Source organism: Clostridium sp. C1 (assembly GCF_018223625.1).
Lineage (GTDB): Bacteria > Bacillota_I > Bacilli_A > Erysipelotrichales > Coprobacillaceae > Allocoprobacillus.
The window spans coordinates 1,261,161-1,273,396 of sequence record NZ_CP073631.1; the positions used below are offsets into that span (position 1 = coordinate 1,261,161).

Here is a 12,236-nt window from a genome sequence, read left to right on the forward strand (position 1 = left end):
ATTCTAGCTATATGCCCATAAATTTCTAATTTGGTAAGATAGATCATCAAAAGAATAATATCCACTTTTCTTTTGACTGTTAGGATCAAGCACTTTTATTTGATGATTTTTATATTCAGATAAAACAATAAAATGACCTGTAGATGTAAAAGTCCCTTTAGAAACACTACAAATAATAGGATGTCCTTCTAACAGATTTGAAACAACTGTTTTTTCATCCAAAGGAATTTCTTTAACATCAATACCACATGCCTGTGCCCCTCTCACCATCAATGGCCACGCTGTTCCTGCTTCACTATAATAACCATTTTGTTCACTATACTGTGCCATATAATAAGGATGATAACGTCCATTTTGAGTAAGATAACTGACAACCATTGATAAACATGTCGGTCCACATCCATCAATAGCCATCATCTGATCCCCATACATCTTATATCCCCAACGTTTATCCCATTGCATAAATAAAGGCATACTTTCACTTTGAATCTCTTGTTGAATATTAATAGCAATGTCTTTCTCATGATCTTCAGGATAATCGGCTACAAAAGAAATGGTTTCTTTATTTCTTAATGCCAGATCAATCAATTCTTGAGGATAAGCATTGGGGTTATCAACAATTTGATGCCATTTGGCAGATGTATCATAATCATAAGATAAATGAATATCTTCTTTTAAAATAAAATGATCCGCTAGTAAAATAAGGATAGGAATCACCAATACTGCTATAAATACTAATATTTTTCTTCTCATAACATCTTCCTCCATGAAAACATTATAGAGGAATAAAAAATATATTTTTTTAATAAATACTTAAGATTTTCTAAAGTTCATGACGTGGTAACATCACATCAAAGGATGTTTTTTGATTTTCACTCTTGACTTTAATAAAACCATGATGTTGTTCCACAATTGTTTTGGCGATAGATAATCCTAGCCCTGAGCCTCCTGTTGATGAATTACGTGATTCATCTAAACGATAAAACTGCTTAAAAATATTTTGAATTTTATCGGGTGGAATTGTATCTCCCTGATTTTCAAAAACCACATGTGTATAGCTTTCATCTTGATAAGCTTGGATATGAATGATTGTATGTTCATAACTATAATGAAAAGCATTTTTTAAAATATTATTAAAAACTCTTGCCATTTTTTGAGCATCAACACAGACAATCAAATTTTCTGGAACTTGAATATCTATTTTTTGATCTTTTTGAGAAGTTAATGGATAAAATTCTTCTTTCATTTGTTCTAAAAGATAAAGAAGATGGATATTTTCTAGATGTAAAGGAGAATATGTCTGATTGAGTTTTGCGATATCAAAAAATTCATTAATGAGGCGTTCTAAACGATAGGCTTTTTCTAAAGTAATATGAGTGTACTGATGACGTAAATCCTCTGGTAAATGAGGCGTTTCATCTAACAGACATAAATAACCTATGACTGAGGCTAAAGGTGTTTTAATATCATGAGCCAGATATGCAATCATATCTACTTTATGTTGAACTTCATCAATAGCCTTTTTTTCATTTTCAATACTTTCTCTTTTTAAGGCATTTAAATCATTTTCTAATTCATATAGAGATTCATCTAAAACAATTCTTTGATCATCTTTTTGAAAAAGAATTTGAATCTGTGAAAAAACACGAGATATTTTTTGAATGGCATAAATTTCTACGATAATAGAATTTAATAAAATAACCATCATAATAATCATAAAGATAATCGTTCTTTGATTTCTTAATGCAAAATGGGCAAAATCCCAACCAAAAAACTCTTGTAAAAAATTAATAAAAGCACCATTATAAAAATAATCCATATAAAAATAAAGACAAAGAATAAAAACAAAACAACTTGCTGTAATCAATATATGTATTTTAATAATTTCATGTTGAAATTTCTTTGTATAATCTTTATTCAATTTTATAACCTACTCCCCATACAGTTTGAATATAACGTGGATTTTCAGCAGAATCATTCATTTTTTCTCTTAAATGTCGAATATGAACCATAATTGAACTACTAGAATTTGTATAATACTTCTCACCCCATAAATCGTGAAAAATCTGATCAACACTGACAACTTTTCCCTTATTGGAACATAGCAACCATAAAATAGAAAATTCAGTTGGAGTCAATGACAATAATTGATTATCTAAATAACAATGATGATTATCTTTATCAATAGTTAAAGCCCCTATTGTTAAAACAGATTCATCTTTTTTAGGTGACATCATTGCATATCGACGTAATTGTGCCTTAATTCTTGCCATCAGTTCTAATGGTCGAAAAGGTTTTGTGACATAATCATCAGCCCCCATTGTTAAACCGGTAATCTTATCTATTTCCGTTTCTTTGGCAGTCAACATAATAATAGGGAAAATTTTCGTTTCACGTATTTTAGAACATATTTTTAAACCATCAATATCAGGCAACATAATATCCAATACAGCCAAATCAATATCCTCTGTTTCAACACAACGTAAAGCATCGCAACCATTATAAAATTTAAAAACATGAAAGTTTTCATTTTTTAAATATAATTCTACTAAATCAGCAATTTCTTTTTCATCATCAACAACTAAAATATTCATATTCTCACCTCATTCATCATTATATTACATTATTCATGTGAATGTTTTAAGAATTTATTAAGAAAAAAGAAGAAGCTTGTCACTTCTTCTAATCGTCATAGTCTTTTTCATGTGAAAGAATAGATCCATTTTCAGCACTGATTTCATATTCATATTCATAATGTCCAGATTTAAAAGAAACTTCATAGTGATGATCATCTAATTCAACATCGACATCATAAACATTTGATGATGAAACACCTGCATGTTGGAATGCTTTTTGTTTCGCATCATTGTGATTGATTTTCACTTGACCAACATATTCCTTTTCATGCTTTAAGATTGAACCTGTTGTTCCATTAATCTTATATTCATATTTATAATTGCCACTGACAAATTCATACTCATATTCATAAATACCATCATCATAATCTTTTTCCATCTTTTCTTGACTTACTGTGCTAACTCCGGCATGATTTTTCGCAATTGATTTTGCCTGTTCCTGTGAAATCTGGTTGTTTGATGAAGATGTTGTCTGATTTTGTTGAGTTGATTGACTTGATGATTGTGTAGAATGTTCATTGTCTTTTTCTTTTTTCACAATCGCTCCTGTTGTTGCATTGATTTCATAATCATATTCTACTTGATTCTTATAGAATTCAACTTCATATATCATCACACCATCATCATAATCCATCTCTACCTTTGCCATCTCTGGATTCGATACATTAGCATCTGTCAATGCAATCTGCTGTGCTTTCTCTTTTCCGATATATCCACTTTCACTGGCATTGCCTGTAATGGATACCTGATCAACCTGATTGCTTTGTAATAAGAGATTCAATTCATGAATAGACAGATTCTTCAATGAATCAAATGTATATAATGAATTCTTAGAAACAAGCTGTTGAATAATTTCAGCTTTTCCTACAGAAATCTGATATTGCTTAGCCAGTGCTTCAATATCCTTATCACTGATTGTCTGTGAAACAATGGAACCATTAATATCACTGGCTTTCAATAATTCATCAATATTCAATGAAAGCTGTTCTCTGAGCTTTTCATTTTCCTGTTCATTATCACCAGTCACAGAAATCAGTAATGAATTTTTTAATTCATCAATATAACCCTCTTTCAACATAGCACCAATCAAAGCATTGACACCAACTTCAATATCACTACCTTTTAAATTCATATCACCAACAATTTTTTTACCATCTTCATTGTTTGTCTTGACATCAACAATTTTATAATCGTTATCTAGATTCAATTCCACACTAGGATTGACATCTAAACCGACAACTGTTTCCACAGCATGTGTTGAAGGCAACAACATTAATACCATAGCCATACATACAGCAGCCACTGGAACTGCAAAGAGATAATGTCTTTTTTTCTTTTTGGTTTCTACTACAATATTTTCATCTCGATATTTTAATTCTTCTTTAATTTCATCTAAGCGATGAGGTGTTATTTTCTTAAAAGCCTTTTTGATTTCATTCATAAGTCTTCTCTCCTATCTTTTTCATTTTCTTCATACCACGATGATAGCTTGATAAGGATGTCGCTATAGGAATATTTAATAAACTTGCTATTTCATGATGTTTCAATCCCCATAAAGAATGCATAATAATGACTTCTCTTTCCTGATCATTTAGACTTTCAAACAAATGTTCTAAAATCATTTGAGTATGCATGTCTGTTTCTGGAGGACAATACAAATGATCTTGATATTCCTGTGTTACATTTTGTCTTCGTAAATGAAGATAACTTTCATTTCTTGCGATTGTATAAATCCATGCAAGTGGTTTTTTCTGTGATTGATAATTTTTAGCCGCTAAATAAATTTTCACATATACTTCTTGTAAAATATCACTACTATCATCGTAGTTTTTAATAATGCTCATGATATAGGCAAAAACACTTGTCTTTGTTTTTTCATATAATTGATCTAAAGCATTATCAATATGGGGAATCTGAAGAATGAGATCATCTATTTCTTTTTGATTCATATTTTTTCCCCCTTTCACTATACTAATGAGATGATTAGTTCTATTATTGCATATTTTTTTATTTTTTGTTAAAAAAATGATTCCTAAGAATCATTTTGAAGTGAATGTATATATTGATCAAGGATAGGATTATCTAAAAAAGTCAAATCTTGAATATGTTTTATCGGTCTGACTTTTAAATATTGTGTCAGCTTATTTTGTACAAGAATATCAAAATGATATGGGTGTGTTAAGACAAGATGTTGTTGACACTGAAAACGATTATAACAATATTGAATAATGAAATAATAAAAACGAAGAATATAGAGTTGTTGTAGACATTCTATATGATAAGTTTGTGGATAATCATTTTTATTATTTTGGGGACATCCACAAAAAAGATTATCAAGATAAGATAATGGTAATAATAGATGAGAATAAGAATTCATTAAAGAATTTGATAAAAGATAATCATACAAATAAATGGCTTCAAGAATACCAGCTTCTAAATAAATAGCCTGAGAAGCAGGAATTGTAATTTTCATCAAAGATAACTGCTTTATATATTGATATAAGTTATCTAAACTGTAGGCATAAAATTTTTTTGAATGTTCTTGTTTTGTATAAATAAGATAGAAGTTTGCTTTTTGATGATAGGAAACATTTTCAGTGAGCTGACTATGATGAATCACTTGAACATGATATTTATCAGCTAAGAAATCTTCATCAAAAAATTGATCAGATGGTTGTAAAAAGGTTAGAGAATGAAAAAAATCATATATATACATAGGAACATCTCCTTATATAGTTACTTTTTTATCTATTATTTTTTTCATTATAACAACAGTTTAAATGGATATCAAATATAAATCAATTATTCATGAATATTCCACAGATTTTCCTAACTCTCCGATATAATGGTAAAAGACGAGGTGAGATAAATGTTAAAAATTGGCAAAATTTTAGCAACCAGATTAGAAGAAAAGAATATGACACAAAAAGAGATTGCTAAAAAATTAAATATTTCACCCGGTGCCTTTTCAGCATATGTAACAGATACGAACTTTCCACGTCTGGATATTCTTAAAGATATTTGTCAGATTCTTGATATTGATTTGAATCATCTCTTGCATTTGAATAGTCATGGCAACCCTGATTTGTTAATTCAAGGTAAAGATGAAGAAAAAGTCATTCAATATATGAGAAGTCTTTCTCCTAAAGAACGTGAAATATTGTTGGAAGGTATTCAGTCGCTTATGAATATTATTGAAAAGATGAATCATTTAAAGAAATAGTTTTGCTATTTCTTTTTTTATAATCAATATTTACTTAAAGCAACTTCATTATATCTTATTTATTTGATATTTGCAATGAGTAAATCTTAATATTTTTCTTTTTTTGATAATTTTTTCACTATGAAAGTACGCTCTACATTGACTTTAGAGGCTATTTGACTTATAATCACAGTAGGTGAATTCCTTCACCACAATCAGAAAAGAAGCACAATTTTCTGATTTGTCTGGCTAATCATTTTGAAGATGAAAGGAGTAAAAAAATGATTTATACAAAAGAAGTAGAAGAAATGTGTACTGTTGCACGTGGTGCAAGTCATGGATGTGCTCCAATTCCTGAAGAAGGAAAATGGGTATATTCAAGAGAAATCAAAGATATTTCTGGGTTAACACATGGTGTTGGTTGGTGTGCTCCTCAACAAGGTGCATGTAAATTAACTTTAAATGTGAAAGAAGGAATTATCGAAGAAGCATTAATTGAAACACTTGGATGTTCAGGTATGACTCATTCTGCTGCTATGGCAAGTGAAGCTTTAGTTGGTAAAACTTTATTAGAAGGTTTAAATACTGACTTAGTTTGTGACGCTATTAACACTGCAATGAGAGAATTATTCTTACAAATTGTTTATGGTCGTACTCAATCAGCTTTCTCTGAAGGAGGACTTACAATTGGTTCTGGTCTTGAAGATTTAGGTAAAGGTTTAAGAAGTATGTTAGGTACTGCTTATTCTACAAAATTAAAAGGACCTAGATACCTTGAATTAACTGAAGGTTACATTAATAGACTTGCTTTAGATGAAAACAATGAAATCATCGGTTATGAATTCATTAATCTTGGAAGAATGATGGATATGATTAAATCTGGAAAAGATGCTAATGAAGCAGTAAAAGAAGCTACTGGTACTTATGGTAGATTTGATAGTGCTGCAAAATACATCGATCCAAGAAAGGAATAATGGAGGTACGAAAATGGCATTATTTGAAAATTATGAACGTAGAATTGATCAAATCAACGCTGCATTAGCTAAATATGATATTAAATCAATTGAAGAAGCTAAAGCAATTTGTGATGAAAAAGGTATTGATGTTTATAACATTGTAAAATCAACTCAACCAATCTGTTTTGAAAATGCTTGTTGGGCTTATATAGTTGGTGCTGCAATGGCAATTAAAAATGGGGATACAAAAGCTGTTGATGCTGCAAAAACAATTGGTATTGGGTTACAATCATTCTGTATTCCAGGATCTGTTGCTGATGATCGTAAAGTTGGTTTAGGACATGGTAACTTAGGATCAATGTTATTAGATGAAAAAACTGAATGTTTTGCTTTCTTAGCTGGACATGAATCATTTGCTGCTGCTGAAGGAGCTATCAAAATTGCTGAAAAAGCAAATAAAGTTAGAAATAAACCATTAAGAGTTATCTTAAACGGTTTAGGAAAAGATGCTGCTAAAATCATTTCAAGAATCAATGGTTTCACTTATGTAGAAACTCAATTTGATTATTTTACAGGTGAAGTCAAAGAAGTATCAAGAACAGCTTACTCAGATGGTCCAAGAGCAAAAGTAAACTGCTATGGTGCTGATGATGTTCGTGAAGGTGTTGCAATTATGCACAAAGAAGGTGTAGACGTTTCTATTACTGGTAACTCTACTAACCCTACTCGTTTCCAACATCCAGTAGCTGGTACTTATAAAAAAGAATGTGTTGAACAAGGTAAAAAATATTTCTCAGTAGCTTCTGGTGGAGGAACAGGACGTACATTACATCCTGATAATATGGCTGCTGGTCCTGCTTCTTATGGTATGACTGATACTATGGGACGTATGCACAGTGATGCTCAATTTGCTGGTTCTTCTTCAGTTCCTGCTCACGTAGAAATGATGGGATTAATTGGTATGGGTAATAACCCAATGGTTGGAGCAACTGTTGCTGTTGCCGTAGCTATCGAAGAAGCTTGTAAATAATTTTTAAAAAGTCTTGATTTTATCAGGACTTTTTTTATTTCAGTATAAATTATTTTTATTTTTCAAATTAGGGCAATTTACTTTTTGACACCTTTTCGACACCTTTTCGACACCCTAAAAGCAAAAAAACACCTCTAACCGCATGATATGATCAGAGCTTTTTTATACAATAACTTGTTATCATGTATAAAAGTTAAAATAAGATTACCCAAATTGTTGCAGATAAGTGGTTACACTTTGCATTAATCAGGGTAATCTTTTTTGATATAATTCTTTCCTGTAAAGGAGTGAATTATATTGAATACAGCAGTCATTAAAATAAATAATTTGGATCAGGCTTTAATGTTAAGCAGAGCCTATAAGGAAGGAGAAATTAAATTGAATGTTTCTAAACTTGCAAGAGAATTAAACTGTAGCCGAAAAACACTAAGCAGAAGGCTAAACGGTATCGCACCTAAAAAAACAAGAAACAGAAAAAGATATTTAGATGATTATAAAGATCTTATATACAAATATTTGTGTGATGAACAGAGAAATTTTGATTATATCGATCATATTTATTATTTTATGAAACGTGAACATGGTATCACCTGTACACGTTCGACATTTTTCAGATACATTAAGGATAACGAAGAGCTCAATAGTAAATTTAAAAATAACAGAACCGATTCTTTTATCGAACGTTTTGAAACCAATCCTGGTCAACAGGCTCAGTTCGATATGAAAGAAAAAGTTAAACTTACAGATAAAAATGGCACGCAGACAGTAGTATATATTCCTACTCTGACTTTATCATGGTCAAGATATAATTACAGGCAGGTAATATTAAAACCTACAACTGATAACCTGTTAATATTTTTAGCCCAGGCATTTGAAGAAATCGGTGGTGTTCCTAAAGAACTGGTCATTGACAATCTTAAAGCATTTGTAGAAAAGCCTCGTAAATCAGCTGATGATAAAGCTTTATTAAACAGTAAATTTGAAGAATTCTGTAAAGATTATGGAATAACACCTATGCCATGTATGCCATATAGACCTCAAACCAAAGGAAAAACTGAGACACAAAATAAAATAGTGGATCAGCTTAAAAATTATAACGGTTATTATAGCGGATTATCTGATATACATGACAAACTGGAAATAATCAATAACGAGGATAATGAACGTTCCTCACAGGCAACAAGGCTTCCTAGAAATTTTCTTTTAGAAAAGAAAAGGCGATCTGCTTCCGTTACCCAGCAAAGAAATCAGAAGCAGGTATCACCTTAAATTAAATGAAGTCTATGTTACAAATGAATCACTATTCCAGTATAAATACAATAAATATTCCCTACCACAAGAATATATTGGAAAACGTGTCGGACTAGTGGTCCAAAACAAAGAACTTCTTATATATTATAACGGAAAAATTATTGAAAAACATCCTATTACTAATAATAAATTTAATATAAAAGAAGAACATGAACTTTATTATAAGAAAACAGATAAGCAGGCAGTTAAAGAAAGCAATCAAATAATATTAAAAGAACTGGAGAATATAATTTATGACAATGACTAATGATGTACTGGAACAATTGAATTATTTAAAACTGAAATCAGCATATTCATATTTAAATTCATTAGTAATGAATAATGAAATAGCTGAAGAAGAACTGCATGTAATGCATAAGATACTGAATAAGGAAGTGATAGCTAAAGAGGAGAATAACAGACTTTATAATGTAAAAGTAGCAGCATTTCCTTTTCTAAGAAAAGTTGATGATTATGATTTTAATTTTCAGCCAGGTATAAAAGAAGAAAAAATAAGATCTATTATTGAATCGGATTTTTATGAAAATGCTACAAATATCGTATTTGTAGGTAACCCTGGTACTGGAAAAACACATTTGGCAATAGCAATTGCATATACAGTAGCTATAAGAAGAAATAGTGTATATTTTATTAAATTTAATAAATTAATCAATATACTAAGACAGGCATATAATGAGGGGACATTAGAAAGAAAACTAAGACTCTTTTATAAGTATAAGCTGCTAGTCATTGATGAAGTTGGATTTAATGAAATAACACCACTGGAAGCTAAATTATTTTTTCAATTGATTGATTTAAGATATACTAAACGATCTACTATTTTTACAAGCAATATTTCATTTGATAAATGGTCACAGATATTAGGAAATGATGAAATGATAACTAAAGCCATATTAGACAGGATTCTTCATTATTCATATTTATTTAATATCACAGGTCCATCTTATCGAATCAAAGATAAATTAAATCCTAAAAAAACTGAGAACACTTAATTGCAACAAATTGGTCAAATTATCTTGACTTTTATATCATGTTATTAATCTATAAACTGAAATTTATCTATGGATATATATTCTTGTCATATCAGGCTCATTGTCCCCTTGAACCATACACAAAAATTCCCAGCCGTATCTTTCATAAAAACTCACATGATCTGTAATCAAATAGATAGGAGTAATTCCTTTAGACTTCATATCTTTTACAACTATATCCAACAGTTGTCCCGCAATGCCCTGACAACGATATTCCTTTTCTGTATATACTGCACATACATTTGGCGTAAGGTCTTTCCTGTCATGAAAATCATTTTCAATCACGCCAAGACCGCCTACAATACACTCGCCGTCTAAGCAAAGATACCAACCATATTCGGTTTCATAATTGAGATAGGCTTCCATACATTCAAGATAAGCTTCTTGTGACACTTTCCATTTGTCATGAAACCATGCAGCCACTTTTTCTTTTAATTCTGGTTTTTGCCTTAAAGTAATATAAGTATATTCTTTCATAGTTGCCCCCACAAATTAGAATTTAACGCATTTATAAGCATTCAAAGTTAGAATTGAAATCAATCGTGTATCTCGTTTTCAAGTTTTACTCATTTTCTTATTATCAGAATATTATAATTTTAAAACCGCTACTATTTCTTCGCCATCCATTTCACCATTTTCTATAAAGCCAAACTTTGAATAAAGTTTTTTCGCACCTACATTTTCAGGTTCGTAAGATAAATAACAATATTCCGCTTTACCGCATAGAAATGATCTAATAAACTCTAAAGCTAAACAAATTGCTTCTTTTCCATATCCATGACCCTGATATTTTTCATCAATCATCAATCGCCAGATACTATAATTACCATAAGCAATCTGTGGTGGATTATCAAATGAGTCATCTACATCATATCCTATCATCAAGAAGCCAACAGGAATTTCATCTTCAAAAATACCAAATGGAAAGGCATGTCCATTTCCTGTTATTGCAATATATGCTTCTATGATACTCAAATCATTGGGTGCAAAAAACGATTCCTGTTCCTTACTCACACGTAGTTTTAGTATATCCCATATATTTTTCGCATTTACTTTTTCAATTCTAATCACGACAACACATCTCCTTCAATTAAAATATTCTATTTCTTCAAATTTTCTATAAACCCAGAGATAGCAGATATAAACCAACCAAAACCTATAATAATTAGTCCAATTTTCCACCCAATATCATTATCAAAAACAAAGATAAATGTATATAAAGCAAATAAGCTAACAGGAATAGCTATTCCATATAACACCAAATAAAAATTCCTCTTTTTTTTATCCATTTATCCTCACCTCATTAACCTCCAATTTGATAACTGAGAATATGTCTATTTAACTCCTTGATAAACTGGTATTATTTACTCATTTAATTCAAACATTGGATAAATATTTATTACATTTCTTTTTTCAATATAGGGTAAATGAGCTTGAATAACATAACTTGGAAATTCAGAAACGCAAATCTGACCTTGTGTAATATCTTCCAATATTCTATTTATAGATTCTGATGTATATGGAGGTAAAAGCATAATTGGTGGCATTAAAAATTGAAAATCATTCATGTCAATAAATATAGGATTAAAATTATCCTCATAATTAAGCTCAATAATCATTGAATTATCTTTATCCAGTTGTTTCCAAAATCCCTCAATCACTGCATGTTTGCTTTTTATAAATTCTTTAAACTCTTCAATAGTCTTAATAGAACATATTCTATTGTTATCATTTTTTGCAAAAGCAAAAATAACACCAGGTAAATCTTTTTTATTTATTTGATTGAAAGAGTCTAATATTATAGAATACAAATCACTTAAATTCTTATTTATATGTAAATAGCGACTATTATTAAAATCCGGTTGATACACTCCTTTTTCTTGAATAATTTCAATTACATCTTTAGTTTGAACTGTCCAGAACTTCATATATACCTCCTAAATATATAAATTCTAATTTATCTATATTCTTAATTATAACATATACTATCATTTGATATCATATCTAAATAATAATTTTCATCAATCTACACGTCCATCTATCAAGAATAAATTTAATGATTTGACTTTA

At 30.0% G+C, this 12,236-nt stretch carries 16 protein-coding genes; 6 read left to right on the top strand and 10 right to left on the bottom strand.

All coding sequences use genetic code 11. The annotated features are described in order from the left end of the window. Positions 1 to 3: 3 nt before the first annotated feature. From KEC48_RS06815 to KEC48_RS06840, 6 genes are all read right to left on the bottom strand, one after another. Positions 4 to 753 carry a C39 family peptidase gene (locus tag KEC48_RS06815; protein ID WP_205089821.1) on the bottom strand — a complete coding sequence of 250 codons (750 nt, stop codon included), beginning with the start codon at positions 751 to 753 and terminating at the stop codon, positions 4 to 6. 70 nt (positions 754 to 823) lie between these two features. Beyond that, positions 824 to 1,921: a HAMP domain-containing sensor histidine kinase gene (locus KEC48_RS06820; RefSeq protein ID WP_087356928.1), complete on the bottom strand. Its 1,098-nt coding sequence runs from the start codon at positions 1,919 to 1,921 to the stop codon at positions 824 to 826. After that, the gene (gene vanR / locus KEC48_RS06825) at positions 1,914 to 2,594 is read right to left on the bottom strand and encodes a VanR-ABDEGLN family response regulator transcription factor (RefSeq protein ID WP_205089823.1); all 681 of its coding nucleotides are present in this window, start codon (positions 2,592 to 2,594) and stop codon (positions 1,914 to 1,916) included. The genes KEC48_RS06820 and vanR overlap by 8 nt, the downstream gene beginning before the upstream one ends. A gap of 88 nt (positions 2,595 to 2,682) precedes the next feature. Further along, a complete protein-coding gene (locus tag KEC48_RS06830) occupies positions 2,683 to 4,077 on the bottom strand; it encodes a PepSY domain-containing protein (RefSeq protein ID WP_205089828.1) in 1,395 nt (464 codons plus the stop codon). Next, complete coding sequence (locus KEC48_RS06835; protein WP_087356925.1) at positions 4,070 to 4,585, bottom strand: RNA polymerase sigma factor; 516 nt, start codon at positions 4,583 to 4,585, stop codon at positions 4,070 to 4,072. Before KEC48_RS06835 ends, KEC48_RS06830 begins: the two co-directional genes overlap by 8 nt. Positions 4,586 to 4,668: 83 nt before the next feature. After that, positions 4,669 to 5,352 (bottom strand): hypothetical protein, encoded by a 684-nt coding sequence (locus KEC48_RS06840; protein ID WP_211965045.1) that lies wholly within the window; start codon positions 5,350 to 5,352, stop codon positions 4,669 to 4,671. A gap of 153 nt (positions 5,353 to 5,505) precedes the next feature. On the opposite strand from KEC48_RS06840, the gene KEC48_RS06845 reads away from it, so the two are divergent. The 6 genes from KEC48_RS06845 to istB all read left to right on the top strand — a co-directional run bounded on the left by KEC48_RS06845 (position 5,506) and on the right by istB (position 10,127). Next, positions 5,506 to 5,859: a helix-turn-helix domain-containing protein gene (locus KEC48_RS06845; RefSeq protein WP_211965047.1), complete on the top strand. Its 354-nt coding sequence runs from the start codon at positions 5,506 to 5,508 to the stop codon at positions 5,857 to 5,859. 260 nt (positions 5,860 to 6,119) lie between these two features. Beyond that, the gene (locus tag KEC48_RS06850) at positions 6,120 to 6,812 is read left to right on the top strand and encodes a hypothetical protein (RefSeq protein WP_087356922.1); all 693 of its coding nucleotides are present in this window, start codon (positions 6,120 to 6,122) and stop codon (positions 6,810 to 6,812) included. Between the two features lie 13 nt (positions 6,813 to 6,825). Beyond that, positions 6,826 to 7,824: a GGGtGRT protein gene (locus tag KEC48_RS06855; RefSeq protein ID WP_211965049.1), complete on the top strand. Its 999-nt coding sequence runs from the start codon at positions 6,826 to 6,828 to the stop codon at positions 7,822 to 7,824. Positions 7,825 to 8,121: 297 nt separating this feature from the next. Beyond that, the gene (gene istA, locus KEC48_RS06860; RefSeq protein ID WP_211965051.1) at positions 8,122 to 9,093 is read left to right on the top strand and encodes an IS21 family transposase; all 972 of its coding nucleotides are present in this window, start codon (positions 8,122 to 8,124) and stop codon (positions 9,091 to 9,093) included. Positions 9,094 to 9,190: 97 nt separating this feature from the next. Then, positions 9,191 to 9,382 (top strand): hypothetical protein, encoded by a 192-nt coding sequence (locus tag KEC48_RS06865; RefSeq protein ID WP_211962971.1) that lies wholly within the window; start codon positions 9,191 to 9,193, stop codon positions 9,380 to 9,382. Then, a complete protein-coding gene (gene istB, locus KEC48_RS06870) occupies positions 9,369 to 10,127 on the top strand; it encodes an IS21-like element helper ATPase IstB (RefSeq protein ID WP_211961934.1) in 759 nt (252 codons plus the stop codon). The genes KEC48_RS06865 and istB overlap by 14 nt, the downstream gene beginning before the upstream one ends. A gap of 63 nt (positions 10,128 to 10,190) precedes the next feature. Here the strand turns inward: istB and KEC48_RS06875 are convergent, their stop codons facing one another. From KEC48_RS06875 to KEC48_RS06890, 4 genes are all read right to left on the bottom strand, one after another. Next, positions 10,191 to 10,643, bottom strand: coding sequence for a GNAT family N-acetyltransferase (locus KEC48_RS06875; RefSeq protein ID WP_129739212.1), 453 nt, complete (start codon positions 10,641 to 10,643; stop codon positions 10,191 to 10,193). A 111-nt stretch (positions 10,644 to 10,754) separates the two neighbouring features. After that, positions 10,755 to 11,237, bottom strand: coding sequence for a GNAT family N-acetyltransferase (locus KEC48_RS06880; protein WP_211965053.1), 483 nt, complete (start codon positions 11,235 to 11,237; stop codon positions 10,755 to 10,757). A gap of 29 nt (positions 11,238 to 11,266) precedes the next feature. Further along, a complete protein-coding gene (locus KEC48_RS06885; protein WP_211965055.1) occupies positions 11,267 to 11,455 on the bottom strand; it encodes a hypothetical protein in 189 nt (62 codons plus the stop codon). Between the two features lie 75 nt (positions 11,456 to 11,530). Beyond that, a complete protein-coding gene (locus KEC48_RS06890; protein ID WP_129739208.1) occupies positions 11,531 to 12,094 on the bottom strand; it encodes a hypothetical protein in 564 nt (187 codons plus the stop codon). Positions 12,095 to 12,236: the final 142 nt, after the last annotated feature.